At 60.8% G+C, this 14600-nt stretch carries 30 protein-coding genes; all 30 read right to left on the bottom strand.

The genetic code is table 11. The features are described 5' to 3' along the window. Positions 1 to 25: 25 nt before the first annotated feature. Positions 26 to 418, bottom strand: a complete 393-nt coding sequence (gene rplQ / locus METUNV1_RS11155; RefSeq protein ID WP_018228098.1) for a 50S ribosomal protein L17 — start codon at positions 416 to 418, stop codon at positions 26 to 28. Between the two features lie 84 nt (positions 419 to 502). Continuing rightward, positions 503 to 1480, bottom strand: a complete 978-nt coding sequence (locus tag METUNV1_RS11150; RefSeq protein ID WP_043359756.1) for a DNA-directed RNA polymerase subunit alpha — start codon at positions 1478 to 1480, stop codon at positions 503 to 505. A gap of 42 nt (positions 1481 to 1522) precedes the next feature. Then, a complete protein-coding gene (rpsD, locus tag METUNV1_RS11145; RefSeq protein ID WP_008061750.1) occupies positions 1523 to 2152 on the bottom strand; it encodes a 30S ribosomal protein S4 in 630 nt (209 codons plus the stop codon). Between the two features lie 14 nt (positions 2153 to 2166). Continuing rightward, positions 2167 to 2556, bottom strand: coding sequence for a 30S ribosomal protein S11 (gene rpsK / locus METUNV1_RS11140; RefSeq protein ID WP_008061749.1), 390 nt, complete (start codon positions 2554 to 2556; stop codon positions 2167 to 2169). A gap of 16 nt (positions 2557 to 2572) precedes the next feature. Further along, on the bottom strand, positions 2573 to 2938 hold the full coding sequence (gene rpsM / locus METUNV1_RS11135) for a 30S ribosomal protein S13 (protein WP_018228096.1): 366 nt from the start codon (positions 2936 to 2938) through the stop codon (positions 2573 to 2575). Between the two features lie 54 nt (positions 2939 to 2992). After that, the gene (rpmJ, locus tag METUNV1_RS11130) at positions 2993 to 3106 is read right to left on the bottom strand and encodes a 50S ribosomal protein L36 (RefSeq protein ID WP_077231381.1); all 114 of its coding nucleotides are present in this window, start codon (positions 3104 to 3106) and stop codon (positions 2993 to 2995) included. Positions 3107 to 3138: 32 nt separating this feature from the next. Further along, positions 3139 to 3357, bottom strand: a complete 219-nt coding sequence (gene infA, locus METUNV1_RS11125) for a translation initiation factor IF-1 (RefSeq protein WP_008061745.1) — start codon at positions 3355 to 3357, stop codon at positions 3139 to 3141. Between the two features lie 6 nt (positions 3358 to 3363). Continuing rightward, entirely contained in the window at positions 3364 to 4689 is a 1326-nt protein-coding gene (gene secY, locus METUNV1_RS11120; RefSeq protein WP_008061744.1) for a preprotein translocase subunit SecY, read from the bottom strand. Between the two features lie 3 nt (positions 4690 to 4692). After that, positions 4693 to 5127: a 50S ribosomal protein L15 gene (gene rplO / locus METUNV1_RS11115; protein ID WP_008061742.1), complete on the bottom strand. Its 435-nt coding sequence runs from the start codon at positions 5125 to 5127 to the stop codon at positions 4693 to 4695. Then, positions 5128 to 5310 carry a 50S ribosomal protein L30 gene (gene rpmD, locus METUNV1_RS11110; protein WP_008061740.1) on the bottom strand — a complete coding sequence of 61 codons (183 nt, stop codon included), beginning with the start codon at positions 5308 to 5310 and terminating at the stop codon, positions 5128 to 5130. It lies immediately after the preceding gene. A gap of 8 nt (positions 5311 to 5318) precedes the next feature. Then, positions 5319 to 5843 carry a 30S ribosomal protein S5 gene (gene rpsE, locus METUNV1_RS11105; RefSeq protein WP_018228093.1) on the bottom strand — a complete coding sequence of 175 codons (525 nt, stop codon included), beginning with the start codon at positions 5841 to 5843 and terminating at the stop codon, positions 5319 to 5321. A gap of 20 nt (positions 5844 to 5863) precedes the next feature. Continuing rightward, positions 5864 to 6217 carry a 50S ribosomal protein L18 gene (gene rplR, locus METUNV1_RS11100; RefSeq protein ID WP_008061737.1) on the bottom strand — a complete coding sequence of 118 codons (354 nt, stop codon included), beginning with the start codon at positions 6215 to 6217 and terminating at the stop codon, positions 5864 to 5866. An 11-nt stretch (positions 6218 to 6228) separates the two neighbouring features. Continuing rightward, positions 6229 to 6762: a 50S ribosomal protein L6 gene (rplF, locus tag METUNV1_RS11095; protein ID WP_043359754.1), complete on the bottom strand. Its 534-nt coding sequence runs from the start codon at positions 6760 to 6762 to the stop codon at positions 6229 to 6231. Positions 6763 to 6772: 10 nt separating this feature from the next. After that, positions 6773 to 7168, bottom strand: a complete 396-nt coding sequence (gene rpsH, locus METUNV1_RS11090; RefSeq protein ID WP_043359752.1) for a 30S ribosomal protein S8 — start codon at positions 7166 to 7168, stop codon at positions 6773 to 6775. A 12-nt stretch (positions 7169 to 7180) separates the two neighbouring features. Continuing rightward, on the bottom strand, positions 7181 to 7486 hold the full coding sequence (gene rpsN / locus METUNV1_RS11085; protein ID WP_043359750.1) for a 30S ribosomal protein S14: 306 nt from the start codon (positions 7484 to 7486) through the stop codon (positions 7181 to 7183). A gap of 7 nt (positions 7487 to 7493) precedes the next feature. After that, positions 7494 to 8033 (bottom strand): 50S ribosomal protein L5, encoded by a 540-nt coding sequence (rplE, locus tag METUNV1_RS11080; RefSeq protein ID WP_043359748.1) that lies wholly within the window; start codon positions 8031 to 8033, stop codon positions 7494 to 7496. Between the two features lie 9 nt (positions 8034 to 8042). Continuing rightward, positions 8043 to 8360: a 50S ribosomal protein L24 gene (gene rplX, locus METUNV1_RS11075; protein ID WP_008061732.1), complete on the bottom strand. Its 318-nt coding sequence runs from the start codon at positions 8358 to 8360 to the stop codon at positions 8043 to 8045. A 19-nt stretch (positions 8361 to 8379) separates the two neighbouring features. After that, entirely contained in the window at positions 8380 to 8748 is a 369-nt protein-coding gene (rplN, locus tag METUNV1_RS11070; protein ID WP_008061731.1) for a 50S ribosomal protein L14, read from the bottom strand. A 154-nt stretch (positions 8749 to 8902) separates the two neighbouring features. Beyond that, complete coding sequence (rpsQ, locus tag METUNV1_RS11065; RefSeq protein WP_008061730.1) at positions 8903 to 9172, bottom strand: 30S ribosomal protein S17; 270 nt, start codon at positions 9170 to 9172, stop codon at positions 8903 to 8905. Then, positions 9169 to 9363 (bottom strand): 50S ribosomal protein L29, encoded by a 195-nt coding sequence (gene rpmC / locus METUNV1_RS11060; protein WP_026187836.1) that lies wholly within the window; start codon positions 9361 to 9363, stop codon positions 9169 to 9171. Before rpmC ends, rpsQ begins: the two co-directional genes overlap by 4 nt. Before the next feature lie 3 nt (positions 9364 to 9366). Further along, positions 9367 to 9780 (bottom strand): 50S ribosomal protein L16, encoded by a 414-nt coding sequence (gene rplP / locus METUNV1_RS11055; RefSeq protein WP_008061728.1) that lies wholly within the window; start codon positions 9778 to 9780, stop codon positions 9367 to 9369. Then, positions 9749 to 10603, bottom strand: coding sequence for a 30S ribosomal protein S3 (gene rpsC / locus METUNV1_RS11050; RefSeq protein ID WP_008061727.1), 855 nt, complete (start codon positions 10601 to 10603; stop codon positions 9749 to 9751). Before rpsC ends, rplP begins: the two co-directional genes overlap by 32 nt. Before the next feature lie 5 nt (positions 10604 to 10608). Next, positions 10609 to 10938, bottom strand: a complete 330-nt coding sequence (gene rplV, locus METUNV1_RS11045) for a 50S ribosomal protein L22 (RefSeq protein WP_018228084.1) — start codon at positions 10936 to 10938, stop codon at positions 10609 to 10611. Between the two features lie 12 nt (positions 10939 to 10950). Then, positions 10951 to 11226 (bottom strand): 30S ribosomal protein S19, encoded by a 276-nt coding sequence (gene rpsS / locus METUNV1_RS11040; protein WP_008061716.1) that lies wholly within the window; start codon positions 11224 to 11226, stop codon positions 10951 to 10953. A gap of 10 nt (positions 11227 to 11236) precedes the next feature. Beyond that, the gene (gene rplB / locus METUNV1_RS11035) at positions 11237 to 12064 is read right to left on the bottom strand and encodes a 50S ribosomal protein L2 (protein WP_008061715.1); all 828 of its coding nucleotides are present in this window, start codon (positions 12062 to 12064) and stop codon (positions 11237 to 11239) included. Further along, on the bottom strand, positions 12064 to 12390 hold the full coding sequence (rplW, locus tag METUNV1_RS11030; RefSeq protein WP_008061714.1) for a 50S ribosomal protein L23: 327 nt from the start codon (positions 12388 to 12390) through the stop codon (positions 12064 to 12066). The genes rplB and rplW overlap by 1 nt, the downstream gene beginning before the upstream one ends. Next, positions 12387 to 13010 carry a 50S ribosomal protein L4 gene (rplD, locus tag METUNV1_RS11025; protein WP_043359745.1) on the bottom strand — a complete coding sequence of 208 codons (624 nt, stop codon included), beginning with the start codon at positions 13008 to 13010 and terminating at the stop codon, positions 12387 to 12389. Before rplD ends, rplW begins: the two co-directional genes overlap by 4 nt. 10 nt (positions 13011 to 13020) lie before the next feature. Next, the gene (gene rplC, locus METUNV1_RS11020) at positions 13021 to 13662 is read right to left on the bottom strand and encodes a 50S ribosomal protein L3 (protein ID WP_026187834.1); all 642 of its coding nucleotides are present in this window, start codon (positions 13660 to 13662) and stop codon (positions 13021 to 13023) included. Between the two features lie 103 nt (positions 13663 to 13765). Further along, positions 13766 to 14077: a 30S ribosomal protein S10 gene (rpsJ, locus tag METUNV1_RS11015; RefSeq protein WP_008061711.1), complete on the bottom strand. Its 312-nt coding sequence runs from the start codon at positions 14075 to 14077 to the stop codon at positions 13766 to 13768. Positions 14078 to 14154: 77 nt separating this feature from the next. Continuing rightward, positions 14155 to 14600, bottom strand: a 446-nt coding sequence (locus tag METUNV1_RS11010) for an EF-Tu C-terminal domain-related protein (protein WP_043359742.1), incomplete at its 5' end; no start/stop codon positions are given.

The following is a 14600-nucleotide window of genomic DNA, read 5'->3' as shown; positions in this document are numbered from 1 at the left end:
CTTTCAATTTGAGCCGTCCGGAAACTTATTCGGCGACTTCAACCGCTTCGGCGCTCTCGTCCGGGCGGTCCATCAGCTGGACATAAGCCATCGGCGCGTTATCGCCGACGCGGAAGCCCATCTTCAGGATGCTCAGATAACCGCCGTTGCGGTTCGCGTAGCGCGGGCCCAGCACGTCGAAAATCTTGCACACGACTTCGCGATCGCGCAGACGCGAGAAGGCCAGGCGGCGGTTCGACAGATTCGGCGTCTTGCCCAGGTTGATCAGCGGCTCGACGACGCGGCGCAGTTCCTTGGCCTTCGGCACGGTGGTCTTGATGGCTTCGTGGCGCAGCAGCGACACGGCCATGTTGCGGAACATCGCTTCGCGATGCGAGCTGGTGCGGTTGAGTTTTCTGAGACCGTTACGATGACGCATGATGACTCCGTAAAATTATGCGGCCACCGCGGGTCAGGCAGGTGGCCGGTTTATCGTGTATCCGGCCCGAAGGGCGGTACGGTGTTACGCCCGATCCAGGCCGGCAGGCGGCCAGTTCTCGAGCTTCATGCCGAGCGTGAGGCCACGCGAGGCAAGCACTTCCTTGATTTCGTTGAGCGACTTGCGACCCAGATTCGGGGTCTTCAGCAGCTCGTTCTCGGTGCGCTGGATCAGATCACCGATGTAATAGATGTTCTCGGCCTTCAGGCAGTTGGCCGAACGCACCGTCAGTTCCAGATCATCCACCGGACGCAGCAGGATGGGGTCGATCACCGCCTGCTTGCGCACTTCGGCAACCGGCGCCGTACCTTCCAGCTCCGCGAACACCGACAGCTGATCCACCAGAACGCGTGCCGCATAGCGGACCGCCTCTTCCGGCTCGACCGCACCGTTGGTTTCGACATCCATGACCAGACGGTCCAAATCGGTGCGCTGTTCCACACGCGCCGATTCCACCGCATAGCTCACCCGACGGATCGGGCTGAAGCTTGCATCGAGAACGATGTGGCCGATGGCCTTGTTCTCGGACGAACCCTGACGCACGGTACCCGGCACATAGCCACGTCCCTGTTCGACCTTGAACTGGAGATCCAGCTTGCCACCCGGTGCGACGTGAGCGATCACGTGCTCCGGATTAACGATCTCGACATCATGGGTCACTTCGATGTCACCGGCCGTCACCACACCTTCGCCGTTACGCGATACACGCAGGTAGGCTTCCGAACGGTTGTGCAGCTTCAGCACCACACCCTTCAGGTTCAGCAGGACGTCGACCACGTCCTCGCGGACGCCGTCCAGCGTCGAGTACTCGTGCAGAACACCTTCGATCTGCACTTCAGTCGGCGCGTAGCCGGGCATGGACGACAGGAGAATGCGACGGAGCGCGTTGCCCAGCGTGTGCCCGAACCCGCGTTCGAACGGCTCCATCACCACACGTGCATGAGCCGGCGACAAATTTTGTACGTCAATGATTCGCGGTTTCAAGAGAGCATTGCTTTGCATCTGCAGTCCTCAGTGACGTCAACAGGCTGATCGCCAAAGCGATCAGCGGGAATACAGTTCGACAACCAGACTTTCGTTGATCGTCGAGGACAGATCCGAGCGGGCAGGCATGGACTTGAACACGCCACGGCCAGCCTTGGCATCGACATCCAGCCACTCCGGGAAGCCACGCGAAGCCTGGGCTTCGAGCGCACCCTTGGAGCGCAGATGGCCCTTGGCGCGTTCGGTCAGCTCGACCACATCGCCCGGACGCACTTCGTAGGACGGGATGTTGACGCGCTTGCCATTCACCAGGATGCCGTTATGGCGCACGACCTGACGCGACTCGGCACGCGAGGCACCGAAGCCCATGCGGTAGGCAACCGTATCGAGGCGGCTTTCCAGCAGCTGCAGCATGTTTTCACCGGTCTGGCCCTTGCGGCGCTCGGCTTCGGCGTACACACGGCGGAACTGACGCTCGAGCACGCCGTAGATGCGGCGGATCTTCTGTTTCTCACGCAGTTGCTGGCCGAAACCGGACAGGCGCTGGCCAGACTTCTGACCATGCTGACCCGGAGCGTAGGAGCGGCGCTCGATGGCGCACTTGTCGGTGAAGCACTTCTCGCCCTTCAGGAAGAGCTTTTCGCCTTCACGACGGCATTGACGGCACTTCGCGTCGAGATTACGAGCCATTCTCTAAATTCCTCTTAGATGCGCCGACGCTTGGGCGGACGGCAGCCGTTGTGCGGGATCGGCGTGATGTCGGTAATCGACGAAATCTTGATGCCGAGCGCGTTCAGCGCACGAACGGCCGACTCGCGACCCGGGCCGGGACCCTTGATGCGGACTTCCAGATTTTTCACACCGCACTCGACCGCGACCTTGCCGGCAGCTTCCGCAGCAACCTGGGCTGCGAACGGGGTGCTCTTACGCGAACCCTTGAAGCCGGCGCCACCCGAAGTGGCCCACGACAGGGCGTTACCCTGGCGGTCGGTGATCGTGATGATGGTGTTGTTGAAGGAAGCGTGAATGTGCGCGATGCCTTCCGCGACGTTCTTCTTGACCTTCTTCCGGACTTTTGCAGCACTCTTGACCATGATCGTGTCCTAAAGATTACTTCTTCGCGCCAGCGATCGACTTGCGCGGCCCCTTGCGGGTACGGGCATTCGTGCGGGTGCGCTGGCCGCGCAGCGGCAGGCCACGACGATGACGAACACCGCGATAGCAGCCCAGGTCCATCAGGCGCTTGATGTTCATCGTCACTTCACGACGCAGGTCACCTTCGATGGTGAACTTGCCGACCTCTTCCCGCAGCCGATCCATTTCGGCCTCCGAGAGGTCCTTGATCTTCGCGTTGCGGGCAATGCCAGCAGCGTCGCAGATCTTTTGTGAGCGGGACCGACCAACTCCGAAAATCGCGGTCAGAGCGATTTCCGTGTGCTGGTGGTTAGGAATGTTAACGCCGGCGATACGGGCCATGCAGTCACCCCGAAAAGCGAAACCTTAAATGTTATCAAAGACCACTAGTAAGCGTCAACCTTGACGCTGCTTGTGACGCGGATCGGCGCAGATGATGCGGACGACACCGTGGCGACGGATCACCTTGCACTTGCGGCAGACAGGCTTAACAGATGCTTGGACTTTCATCCCAATTCTCCAGCTGAAACCAAACGCCAGTTTTACTTGGCGCGAAACACGATGCGACCTTTGCTCAGGTCATAAGGCGTGAGCTGCACCGTTACCTTGTCACCCGGAAGAATGCGTATGTAGTGCATGCGCATCTTTCCGGAAATGTGCCCGAGAACCACGTGTCCGTTTTCGAGCTTCACGCGAAACGTTGCATTCGGCAGGGTTTCGACAACCTCACCCTGCATTTCGATGACATCTTCCTTGGACATAGCTACTCAGCGTGTCGGGAATCCGGTCCCGCGGAAGTTGGCCTTCTTGAGAAGGCTTTCATACTGGTGCGACATCACGTAGGCCTGGACCTGGGCCATGAAATCCATGGTCACGACCACGATGATCAGCAGCGAGGTTCCACCGAAATAGAACGGCACGTTCCACTTCAGGATCAGGAACTCAGGCAGCAAACACACCAGCGTGATGTAAACCGCGCCAACCAGCGTGAGCCTCGAAAGGATCTTGTCGATGTAGCGCGCGGTCTGCTCGCCCGGTCGGATGCCCGGGACGAATGCACCACTCTTCTTCAGGTTGTCCGCAGTTTCCTTGGCGTTGAACACCAGTGCCGTGTAGAAAAAGCAGAAGAAGACGATCGCGGTAGCGTACAGCAGCACGTAGATCGGCTGACCCGGCGACAGCGTTGCGGCCAGATCCTTCAGCCAGCGCGTGCTCTCGCTGGTCGCAAACCAGCCTGCGAGCGTTGCCGGGAAAAGGATGATCGACGACGCGAAGATCGGCGGAATCACACCGGCCATGTTCAGCTTCAGCGGCAAATGGGAACTTTGCCCCCCATACACCTTGTTGCCGACCTGGCGCTTTGCGTAATTGACCAGAATCTTGCGCTGCCCCCGCTCCACGAACACGACGACAGCAGTCACCGCAAACACGAGTGCAACGATGAACAGCGCAGTCAGTTCGTGCATCGCGCCAGTATTCACCAGCTCCAGCAGACCACCGATCGAACCCGGAAGTCCGGCGGCGATACCCGCAAAGATGATGATCGAGATGCCGTTGCCGATGCCACGCTCGGTGATCTGTTCACCCAGCCACATCAGGAACATCGTCCCGGTGATCAGCGTGGAGATCGTTACGAAGCGGAACATCATTCCCGGATCCAGCACCAACCCCGGCTGCGACTCCAGCGCCACCGAAATACCGAAAGCCTGGAACAGCGCGAGCGCGAGCGTACCGTAGCGGGTGTACTGCGTGATCTTGCGCCGCCCCGCCTCACCTTCCTTCTTCAGCGCCTCGAGTGAAGGCACTGCCACGGTGAGCAGCTGCATGATGATCGACGCCGAAATGTACGGCATGATCCCCAGCGCAAAAATCGTGAAGCGCGACAGCGCGCCACCCGAGAACAGGTTGAATACGCCGAGTATGCCCCCCTGCTGGCCATGGAAAAGCTCCGCCAGGCGTGCAGGATCGATGCCCGGAACCGGAATGTGAGCGCCAAGCCGATAGACCAGCAGCGCGCCTGCGAGAAACCACAGGCGGCGCCACAGATCACCGAACTTTGCGCTACGACCCGGCTGCTGGGCGGCAGTAGCCAACGCTTACTCTCCGACCTGGCCGCCGGCAGCCTCAATGGCTGCACGCGCACCCTTGGTCGCGCCGATGCCCTTGAGCACCACACGACGGGTCATTTCACCCGACAGTACGACCTTGGCCGACAACGCATCACGCGAAACCAGGCCGAACTGCTTCAGCACCAGAAGATCGACGTCTTCGACCGGCAGCTTCGACAGCGACGACAGATTCACTTCTTCGTTGCGGGCACGGGTCAGCGAGGTGAAACCACGCTTCGGCAGGCGACGCTGCAGCGGCATCTGGCCGCCTTCGAAGCCCACGCTCTTCCAGCCGCCCGAACGGGACTTCTGGCCCTTGTGACCACGACCGCAGGTCTTGCCCAGGCCGCTGCCCATGCCGCGACCGACGCGACGACGGGCGTGCTTCGAACCCTCGCCCGGCTTGATGTCATTCAGTTCCATTTACGCCTCGACCTTCAGCAGGTAAGACACCTTGGTGACCATGCCGCGCACTGCCGGCGTGTCCTCAAGGACGACGGTGTGATGCAGACGGCGCAGACCCAGGCCGCGCACGGTAGCGCGGTGATCCTGCTTGCGACCGATCAGGCTCTTCACCAGAGTGACCTTCAGAGTTTTTTCAGCCATCACAGACCTCAGCCGAGAATTTCCGCCACGGTCTTGCCGCGCTTGGCGGCAACTTCCGACGGCGTGCTCATGCGCAGCAGGCCGTTCAGCGTGGCGCGCACGAGGTTGTAGGGGTTCGACGAGCCGAGCGACTTGGCGACCACGTCGGTCACGCCCATCACTTCGAACACTGCGCGCATCGGGCCACCGGCGATGATGCCGGTACCGGCGGCGGCCGGCTGGATCAGCACGGTCGAAGCGCCATGGTGGCCAACGATCGGGTGATGGAAACTGCCATCCCGAAGATTGACACGCACCATCTTGCGGCGCGCCTCTTCCATAGCCTTCTGGACAGCGACCGGCACTTCACGCGCCTTGCCCTTGCCCATGCCGATTCCGCCGTCGCCATCACCGACCACGGTGAGCGCTGCGAAACCCAGAATACGACCACCCTTCACCACCTTGGTGACACGGTTGATCGACACCATTTTTTCACGCAGGCCGTCGTCGCGTTCTTCCTGGGCCTGGTTTTGCTTCCGTTGCGGTTTAGCCATCGCTTGAGTCGCCTGATCAGTTAGAACTTGAGACCGCCTTCGCGGGCGGCCTCAGCGAGCGCCTTGATACGACCGTGGTACTTGAAGCCACCGCGGTCGAACGCAACCTGCTCGATACCCTGGGCACGGGCGCGCTCGGCGATCAGCTTGCCCACCAGCGAAGCTGCGTTCACGTTGCCGCCATTGCTCACTTCCTTGCGCACCGACTCTTCGACGGTCGATGCCGCTGCCAGCACGCGGGTGCCGCAACCAGAGTACACCTGAGCGTAGATGTGGCTGTTGCTGCGATGAACCGACAGACGGACAGCCTTCAGCTGGGCGATTCGGGCGCGGGTCTGACGCGAACGGCGCAGACGGGAGATGTTCTTGTCCATGTTCGTCACCCTTACTTCTTCTTGGTCTCTTTGATCACCACCACCTCATCGGAGTAGCGCACACCCTTGCCCTTGTAGGGTTCGGGTTCGCGGTACGCGCGAATTTCGGCAGCGACCTGACCGACCAGTTGCTTGTCCACGCCCTTGACGCGGATCTCGGTCGGCGCTGGCGTTTCCACCTTGATGCCTGCGGGCATCTCATGGACCACCGGGTGCGAGAAACCAAGCGACAGGTTCAGCTTGTCGCCCTGGGCCTGGGCCTTGTAACCCACGCCGACCAGGGTGAGCTTGCGCTCGAAACCCTGGGTGACGCCGGTCACCATGTTCGCCACCAGAGCACGCATGGTGCCCGACAGCGCCTTGCTGTTCACCGCGCCTTCGATCTGGGCGAAGCGGATTTCGCCACCTTCGACCGTGACCGCGACGTTCGGATGCAGCACGCGGCTGATCTGGCCCAGCGGGCCCTTCACCGACAGCTCGCCGGCATTCAGCGCGACGTCGACGCCTTTCGGCACGACAACGGGATTCTTTGCGATACGTGACATGTCTTCTTCCTCAGGCCACGATGCACAGCACTTCGCCGCCGACCTTCTCGGCGCGGGCCTTGCGATCGGTCATGACGCCACGCGGCGTCGAAACGATGGCCACACCCAGACCGTTCATCACGCGCGGCAGATCATCCGTGCCACGGTAGACGCGCAGACCAGGGCGGCTGACGCGCTCGATGCGCTCGATGACGGGGCGGCCCGAGTAATACTTCAGGACCAGCTCCAGTTCAGCCTTGCCACCTTCGGTGCGCACGCTGAAACCGTCGATATAACCTTCGGACTGCAGCACCCCGGCGATCGCCACCTTGATCTTCGAGGACGGCATGACAACAGAGCCCTTCTGTGCCATTTGTGCATTGCGGATGCGGGTCAGCATGTCCGCAATCGGATCACTCATGCTCATCTTGTACCCCTGTTACCAACTAGCCTTGACCATGCCGGGCACTTCGCCCCGGAAGGCCGCTTCACGCAGTTTGTTACGGCAGAGACCGAACTTCCGGAACACGCCGCGCGGACGACCGGTCTGTTCGCAGCGATTGCGCAGGCGGGTCGGGTTAGCGTTACGCGGCAGCGCCTGCAGCTTCAGACGTGCGGAAGCACGATCCTCTTCGGTTGCCGACATATCGGCGACGACGGCTTCCAGCGCGGCGCGCTTGGCGGCGAACTTGGCCACCAGCTTCTCGCGCTTCGCTTCACGGTTTTTCAATGCCAACTTAGCCATGGCAACCTCAATTCTTGAACGGGAACTTGAACGCGGCGAGCAGAGCCTTGGCTTCCTCGTCGGTCTTGGCGGTCGTCGTGATGCTGATATTCATCCCGCGAACCTTGTCGACCTTGTCGTACTCGATTTCCGGGAAAATGATCTGCTCTTTGATGCCGATGTTGTAGTTGCCACGGCCATCGAAACCCTTGCCCGACACACCACGGAAGTCACGCACACGCGGCATGGCAACGGTGATCAGTCGATCCAGGAATTCGAACATGCGCGGACCGCGCAGCGTCACCATGCAGCCGATCGGGTAGCCTTCGCGGATCTTGAAGCCCGCGATGGCCTTGCGAGCCTTGGTGACAACCGGCTTCTGACCGGCAATCTTGACCATGTCGCCGACCGCGTGTTCGAGCACCTTCTTGTCGCCCACGGCCTCGCCGACACCCATGTTCAGCGTAATCTTGGTGATGCGCGGAACTTCCATCACCGACTTGTAACCGAAGCGGGCCGTCAGGTCGGCCACAACGGTTGCCTTGTAAAAATCTTGCAAGCGCGCCATTGTCGTTCCTTAAGCCTTGACCAACTCGCCATTCGACTTGAAGAAGCGGACCTTGGTACCGTCTTCAAGCGTCTTGATGCCAACGCGATCACCCTTGCTGGTCGCCGGGTTGAACAGCGCGACATTCGAAATGTCGATCGGCATTTCCTTTTCGACGATGCCGCCCTGCTGACCCTTCATCGGGTTCGGACGCTGATGCTTCTTGGCGCGATTGACACCTTCAACCACGACAGAGCGCTCGTCGACGCGACGGAGCACGGTACCGCGACGACCGCGGTCCTTACCCGTCAGCACAATGACTTCATCGCCTTTGCGAATCTTTTCCATCTGACTCTCCAGCCTGGCCTCAGAGAACTTCCGGCGCCAGCGAAACGATCTTCATGAAACGCTCGCCGCGCAGCTCACGGGTAACCGGCCCAAATATACGGGTACCGATCGGCTCGAGCTTGTTATTCAGAAGCACGGCGGCGTTGCCGTCGAACTTCACCAGCGAACCATCCGGACGACGCACACCCTTCGCGGTACGAACCACGACCGCGTTATAAACCTCGCCCTTCTTCACGCGACCACGCGGCGCAGCATCCTTGATGCTGACCTTGATCACGTCGCCGATACCGGCATAGCGACGCTTGGAACCACCAAGCACCTTGATACACATGACAGAGCGCGCGCCGGTGTTGTCGGCCACGTTCAGCATGGATTGCATCTGGATCATTTCTTATCTCCAACTTATCCCGCTCATGGAGCGGACAGTCTTGGACCCGTCAGGGTGAGGACGAGCCCAGCGAAACCGTTTGGCTCGGTGAAACAAAGCACGCAACAATAGCATGCGGGGAGGGGCTCTGCAAGCCCCTCCCGGATACTTCCAATCAGATCACGCGGGCCTGTTCAACGACCTGGGTGACTTTCCACGCCTTGGTGCGGCTGATCGGACGGCATTCCTCGATCTGAACCAGATCGCCTTCATGCGCCTCGAGGCCTTCAACGTGAGCGTGGTACTTCTTCGACCGCATGATCACCTTGCCGTAGAGCGGGTGCTTGACACGGCGCTCGACCAGCACGGTCACGGTCTTTTCCATCTTGTCGCTGACCACACGGCCGACCAGCGTGCGATGGACCTTTTGATTGGTCTCGCTCATTTCGCGCTCGCTTTCTGTTCCAGCAGAGTGCGAACGCGCGCGATGTCGCGGCGCACGTTCTTCAGCTGGCTGGTATTGGTCAGCTGCTGGGTGGCCTTCTGCATGCGCAGCGAAAACTGCGCCTTCAGAAGATCCATCAGCTCCTTGTTCAATTCAGCGGCATCTTTCGTCCGCAGATCCTTGGCTTTCATCGCTTACCCCAGCTGACGCACGACAAAGGTGGTTTCGAGCGGGAGCTTGGCAGCAGCCAGGCGGAACGCCTCGCGCGCCAGCGCCTCGTCGACGCCGTCCATCTCGTACAGCACCTTGCCCGGCTGAATTTCGGCGACCCAGTACTCCGGGTTGCCCTTGCCGTTACCCATACGCACTTCCGCCGGCTTCTTCGAAATCGGCTTGTCCGGGAAAATGCGAATCCAGATACGACCACCGCGCTTGATGTGACGCGTCATCGCACGACGAGCGGATTCGATCTGACGAGCCGTCAGACGACCGCGCGAAGTGGCCTTGAGGCCGTACTCGCCAAAGGAAACCTTGGTACCGCGGGTGGCGAGACCCGTGTTGCGGCCCTTCTGCTCCTTACGGTACTTTCTTCTCGCCGGCTGCAGCATTGCTAGCTCCTGACTTTCTGACTCGTTGCTGAGTGGACTTCACGTCGGCATCACCGGCCGAAGCGCTGCCTTCCGGCTTCGCGTCACGGGCGGGACGGCGACCTGCCGGACGGTTGTCGCCTTCCGGGCGACGGCCATCACGACGCGGGCGACGTGCGTTGTCGTTTTCTTCGGTAACTGCCGGCGCTTCGCCACGGGCAAGCATTTCGCCCTTGAACACCCACACCTTGATACCGATCACACCGTAGGTGGTCTTGGCTTCCGACGTACCGTAATCGATGTCGGCGCGCAGGGTGTGCAGCGGCACACGACCTTCGCGGTACCACTCGCGGCGAGCAATTTCGATGCCGTTCAGACGACCGGACGACATGATCTTGATGCCCTGGGCACCGAGGCGCATCGCGTTCTGCATCGCGCGCTTCATCGCGCGGCGGAACATGATCCGCTTCTCGAGCTGCTGGGCGATCGAATCGGCGATCAGCTGTGCATCGATTTCCGGCTTGCGGATTTCCTCGATGTTCACGTGGACCGGTACGCCCATCATCTTGCCGAGCTGGGCCTTGATCAGTTCGATCTCTTCGCCCTTCTTGCCGATCACCACACCCGGGCGAGCCGAATACACGGTGATGCGGGCGTTCTTCGCCGGACGCTCGATGACCACGCGGCCCACCGAAGCGTGCGCCAGCTTCTTCTTCAGAAAGGCGCGGACTTCGAGGTCCTGGTTAAGCATGCGCGGGAAGTCCTTGCTGGAAGCAAACCAGCGCGAAGCCCAGTTATGCGTGACCGCCAGACGGAAGCCGGTCGGATGAATCTTCTGTCCCATAACCTTCAGTCTCCAACCGTGACGAACACGTGGCAGGTCGGCTTGATGATGCGATTGCCGCGACCCTTGGCCCGGGCGGTGAAGCGCTTGAGCACAACACCCTTTTCCACGTAAATGGTCTTCACCTTCAGGCTGTCGATATCGGCGCCGTCGTTGTGCTCGGCGTTCGCGATTGCGGATTCGACGACCTTCTTGATGATCTTGGCGCCCTTCTTGGGGCTGAAAGCCAGAATGTTCAGAGCCTGACCAACCGACTTACCGCGGATCAGATCGGCAACCAGCCGACCCTTCTGCGCCGACAGACGCACGCCGCGAAGACTTGCACGGGTTTCCATTGTCATCGCTCCTTACTTCTTCGCTTTCTTGCCCGCGGTGTGACCCTTGAACGTACGGGTCAGCGCGAACTCGCCCAGCTTGTGACCGACCATGTTTTCCGAAACATAGACCGGGATGTGCTGGCGACCGTTATGCACGGCGATGGTGAGACCGATGAAGTCCGGCAGAACGGTCGAACGACGCGACCAGGTCTTGATCGGACGCTTGTCATTCGACGCGCGAGCCGTATCCACCTTGGCCAGCAGGTGGGCGTCGACGAACGGGCCTTTCTTGATTGAACGTGCCATTGCCTACCTCTTATCGCTTGTAGCGGCGCTGCACGATCATGTTGCTCGTGCGCTTGTTGCTGCGGGTGCGGTAGCCCTTGGTGGGCTGACCCCACGGGCTGACCGGAACGCGACCTTCGCCGGTACGACCTTCACCACCACCGTGCGGGTGATCGATCGGGTTCATTGCGGTACCGCGAACGGTCGGACGCACACCGCGCCAACGGGTTGCGCCTGCCTTGCCAAGCTTGCGCAGGTTGTTTTCTTCGTTGCCCACTTCACCGATGGTCGCGCGGCACTCGACGTGCACACGGCGGATTTCACCGGAGCGCAGACGCAGCTGAGCGTAGCTGCCGTCGCGAGCAAGCAGCTGCACCGAGGTACCGGCCGCACGCGCGAGTTGCGCGCCCTTGCCCGGCGTCATTTCGATGCAGTGAATGGTCGAACCGACCGGAATGTTACGCAGCGGGAGCGTGTTGCCGGACTTGATCGGCGCTTCCGAACCGCTGACAACTTCCTGACCGACCGCCATGCCCTTCGGGGCGATGATGTAACGACGCTCGCCATCGGCGTAGCACAGCAGCGCGATGTGAGCCGAACGGTTCGGGTCGTACTCGATACGCTCGACCTTGGCCACGATACCGTCCTTGTTGCGACGGAAATCGATCACGCGGTACTGCTGACGATGACCACCGCCCTTGTGACGGGTGGTGATGCGACCGTGATTGTTGCGACCCGAGGTCTTGCTCTGGGTTTCGGTCAGCGAATCAACCGGACGACCCTTGTACAGATGCTCGTGGACGACCTTGACGACCGCACGACGGCCAGCCGAAGTCGGCTTGACTTTGACGAGTGCCATTAGACAGCCCCTCCTTCAGCGAACTCGATGTCCTGGCCCGGCTTGATGCGGACAAAGGCCTTCTTCCAGTCGCTGCGACGGCCGAAAGTGCGGCCGAAACGCTTGATCTTGCCCTTCACGTTCAGAACCTGAACGGAAAGGACTTCAACCTTGTTGTCGCCCTTGCTGAACAGCAGCTCGACCGCAGCCTTGATTTCCGGCTTGGTAGCATCCGGAGCAACCTTGAACACGACCTGGTTGTTGCGGTCGGCAATGAAGGTCGCCTTCTCTGAAATCTGCGGCGCGAGCAGAACCTGCATCAGCCTTTCCTGCGAAAAGTTGCTCATGCCCACATCTCCTCGAATTTGCTCATCGCGCTGCGCGTGACCAGCACCTTGCCGAAACGGATGAGCGACACCGGATCCGTCTCGTGCGCTTCGAGAACCAGCACGTTGTGCAGGTTGCGCGACGACAGGAACAGGTTCTCATCGAGTTCGTCGGTGATCACGAGCACCGAATCCAGACCCATGCCCTTGAGCTTGCTGGACAGGAGCTTGGTCTTCGGAGCGTCGACATTGAAGTTCTCGACCACGGCGATGCGGTCTTCGCGGGCCAGCTGCGACAGGATCGCGGCGATGCCGGCGCGATACATCTTGCGGTTGACCTTCTGCGAGAAGTTCTCGTCGGGCGAGTTCGGGAAGATGCGGCCGCCGCCACGCCACAGCGGGCTGGACGACATACCGGCACGAGCCCTGCCAGTACCCTTCTGACGCCACGGCTTGCGCGTGGTGTGCTTGACCAGGGTACGGTCCTTCTGTGCGCGGGTGCCCTGACGGGCGTTGGCCTGATAGGCCACCACCAGCTGATGCACCAGCGCTTCGTTGTATTCGCGGGCAAACAGTGCGTCCGGTGCCTGCACCGTGGACGCCTGCTGACCTGCGTCATTCAAAACCTTCAATTCAGCCATCGCGCTCTCCTCAGCCCTTGACCGCCGGCAGGACGATCACGTCACCGCCCTTGGAACCCGGAATTGCGCCCTTGATGAGCAGCAGCTGACGGGCCTCGTCGATACGCACGACCTCTAGACCCTGCTGGGTGCTCTTGGCATCACCGAGGTGACCGGCCATGCGCTTGCCCGGGAAAACGCGACCCGGATCCTGCGCCATACCGATCGAGCCCGGCGAGTTGTGCGAGATCGAGTTGCCGTGCGACGCACGGTTGGACGAGAAGTTGTGGCGCTTGATGGCACCCGCGAAGCCCTTGCCGATGGACGTACCCGTCACATCGACCTTCTGGCCCACGGCGAACACCGAAGCGGCACTGATGACATCACCCGCCTTGAACTGGGCGAGCTTCTCCGCATCAACGCGGAATTCGCGCAGCACTTCACCGGCCTCGACACCTGCCTTGGCAAAATGACCTGCGGCGGCTTTGTTCACGCGGGTAGCGCGACGCTTGCCGAAAGCGACCTGCACCGACGTGTAACCGTCGGTTTCTGCCGTCTTGATCTGGGTAACGCGATTGTTCGACACATCCACGACCGTCACCGGAACGGTTTGACCGTCATCGGTGAAAATGCGCGTCATGCCGACCTTGCGACCCACAAGGCCTAGACTCATGTTTTTCTCCTCATCCCGGTTGCGATTGACCGGGATCCGTTTCAACTGCCACCGGAAATCCGATGACGCTTACCGGCAAAAAGAACGCCGGAAAAGACTGCTCTTACTGAAGCTTGATCTCGACATCCACACCCGCGGGCAGATCCAGCTTCATCAGCGCATCCACCGTCTTGTCAGTCGGATCGATGATGTCCATCAGGCGGACATGGGTGCGGATTTCGAACTGGTCGCGCGAGGTCTTGTTCACGTGCGGCGAGCGCAGCACGTTGAAACGCTCGATGCGGGTGGGCAGCGGCACCGGACCACGAACAACCGCGCCGGTACGCTTGGCGGTATCCACGATTTCCAGGGCCGACTGATCGATGAGGCGATAGTCGAAGGCCTTCAGGCGGATACGGATCTTCTGGCTTTGCATTGGTTTTTCCCAAAGAGCGAAAGAGCAAAGCCGGACGACACGAAGCCGTCCGGCACAAAAGCTGTCGAGTGTACTACTTACTCGATGATCTTGGCAACCACGCCGGCGCCGACGGTGCGGCCGCCTTCGCGGATCGCGAAGCGCAGACCTTCTTCCATCGCGATCGGGGCGATCAGCTTCACCGTGATCGAAACGTTGTCACCCGGCATCACCATCTCGGTGCCTTCCGGCAGATCGATCGCACCGGTCACGTCCGTCGTACGGAAGTAGAACTGCGGGCGATAGCCGTTGAAGAACGGGGTGTGACGACCACCTTCATCCTTCGACAGCACGTAGATCTCGGCCGTGAAGTGGGTGTGCGGCTTGATCGAACCCGGCTTGGCCAGCACCTGGCCACGCTCGACTTCTTCACGCTTGGTGCCGCGCAGCAGCACGCCCACGTTGTCACCTGCCTGACCCTGATCCAGCAGCTTGCGGAACATTTCCACGCCGGTGCAGGTGGTCTTCACGGTCGGCTTGATAC

It is taken from the genome of Methyloversatilis universalis FAM5 (assembly GCF_000214035.2).
Classification (GTDB): domain Bacteria; phylum Pseudomonadota; class Gammaproteobacteria; order Burkholderiales; family Rhodocyclaceae; genus Methyloversatilis; species Methyloversatilis universalis.
Note: the sequence above shows the minus strand (reverse complement) of the source record. Positions and strands in the feature narration are given on the sequence as shown.

Excerpts from the sequence above, each read along its gene's own strand:
- rplQ (WP_018228098.1), bottom strand. The coding sequence starts at position 418 with ATGCGTCATCGTAACGGTCTCAGAAAACTCAACCGCACCAGCTCGCAT.
- METUNV1_RS11150 (WP_043359756.1), bottom strand. The coding sequence starts at position 1,480 with ATGCAAAGCAATGCTCTCTTGAAACCGCGAATCATTGACGTACAAAAT.
- rpsD (WP_008061750.1), bottom strand. The coding sequence starts at position 2,152 with ATGGCTCGTAATCTCGACGCGAAGTGCCGTCAATGCCGTCGTGAAGGC.
- rpsK (WP_008061749.1), bottom strand. The coding sequence starts at position 2,556 with ATGGTCAAGAGTGCTGCAAAAGTCCGGAAGAAGGTCAAGAAGAACGTC.
- rpsM (WP_018228096.1), bottom strand. The coding sequence starts at position 2,938 with ATGGCCCGTATCGCCGGCGTTAACATTCCTAACCACCAGCACACGGAA.
- rpmJ (WP_077231381.1), bottom strand. The coding sequence starts at position 3,106 with ATGAAAGTCCAAGCATCTGTTAAGCCTGTCTGCCGCAAGTGCAAGGTG.
- infA (WP_008061745.1), bottom strand. The coding sequence starts at position 3,357 with ATGTCCAAGGAAGATGTCATCGAAATGCAGGGTGAGGTTGTCGAAACC.
- rplO (WP_008061742.1), bottom strand. The coding sequence starts at position 5,127 with ATGGAACTGAATGACATCAAGCCGGGCGAGGGTTCGAAGCACGCCCGT.
- rpmD (WP_008061740.1), bottom strand. The coding sequence starts at position 5,310 with ATGGCTGAAAAAACTCTGAAGGTCACTCTGGTGAAGAGCCTGATCGGT.
- rpsE (WP_018228093.1), bottom strand. The coding sequence starts at position 5,843 with ATGGCTAAACCGCAACGGAAGCAAAACCAGGCCCAGGAAGAACGCGAC.
- rplR (WP_008061737.1), bottom strand. The coding sequence starts at position 6,217 with ATGGACAAGAACATCTCCCGTCTGCGCCGTTCGCGTCAGACCCGCGCC.
- rplF (WP_043359754.1), bottom strand. The coding sequence starts at position 6,762 with ATGTCACGTATCGCAAAGAATCCCGTTGTCGTGCCGAAAGGCGTCGAC.
- rpsH (WP_043359752.1), bottom strand. The coding sequence starts at position 7,168 with ATGAGCATGAGTGATCCGATTGCGGACATGCTGACCCGCATCCGCAAT.
- rpsN (WP_043359750.1), bottom strand. The coding sequence starts at position 7,486 with ATGGCTAAGTTGGCATTGAAAAACCGTGAAGCGAAGCGCGAGAAGCTG.
- rplE (WP_043359748.1), bottom strand. The coding sequence starts at position 8,033 with ATGGCGCGCTTGCAAGATTTTTACAAGGCAACCGTTGTGGCCGACCTG.
- rplX (WP_008061732.1), bottom strand. The coding sequence starts at position 8,360 with ATGGAAAAGATTCGCAAAGGCGATGAAGTCATTGTGCTGACGGGTAAG.
- rplN (WP_008061731.1), bottom strand. The coding sequence starts at position 8,748 with ATGATCCAGATGCAATCCATGCTGAACGTGGCCGACAACACCGGCGCG.
- rpsQ (WP_008061730.1), bottom strand. The coding sequence starts at position 9,172 with ATGAGCGAGACCAATCAAAAGGTCCATCGCACGCTGGTCGGCCGTGTG.
- rpmC (WP_026187836.1), bottom strand. The coding sequence starts at position 9,363 with ATGAAAGCCAAGGATCTGCGGACGAAAGATGCCGCTGAATTGAACAAG.
- rplP (WP_008061728.1), bottom strand. The coding sequence starts at position 9,780 with ATGCTGCAGCCGGCGAGAAGAAAGTACCGTAAGGAGCAGAAGGGCCGC.
- rpsC (WP_008061727.1), bottom strand. The coding sequence starts at position 10,603 with ATGGGACAGAAGATTCATCCGACCGGCTTCCGTCTGGCGGTCACGCAT.
- rplV (WP_018228084.1), bottom strand. The coding sequence starts at position 10,938 with ATGGAAACCCGTGCAAGTCTTCGCGGCGTGCGTCTGTCGGCGCAGAAG.
- rpsS (WP_008061716.1), bottom strand. The coding sequence starts at position 11,226 with ATGGCACGTTCAATCAAGAAAGGCCCGTTCGTCGACGCCCACCTGCTG.
- rplB (WP_008061715.1), bottom strand. The coding sequence starts at position 12,064 with ATGGCACTCGTCAAAGTCAAGCCGACTTCGGCTGGCCGTCGTGCGGTC.
- rplW (WP_008061714.1), bottom strand. The coding sequence starts at position 12,390 with ATGAGCAACTTTTCGCAGGAAAGGCTGATGCAGGTTCTGCTCGCGCCG.
- rplD (WP_043359745.1), bottom strand. The coding sequence starts at position 13,010 with ATGGCTGAATTGAAGGTTTTGAATGACGCAGGTCAGCAGGCGTCCACG.
- rplC (WP_026187834.1), bottom strand. The coding sequence starts at position 13,662 with ATGAGTCTAGGCCTTGTGGGTCGCAAGGTCGGCATGACGCGCATTTTC.
- rpsJ (WP_008061711.1), bottom strand. The coding sequence starts at position 14,077 with ATGCAAAGCCAGAAGATCCGTATCCGCCTGAAGGCCTTCGACTATCGC.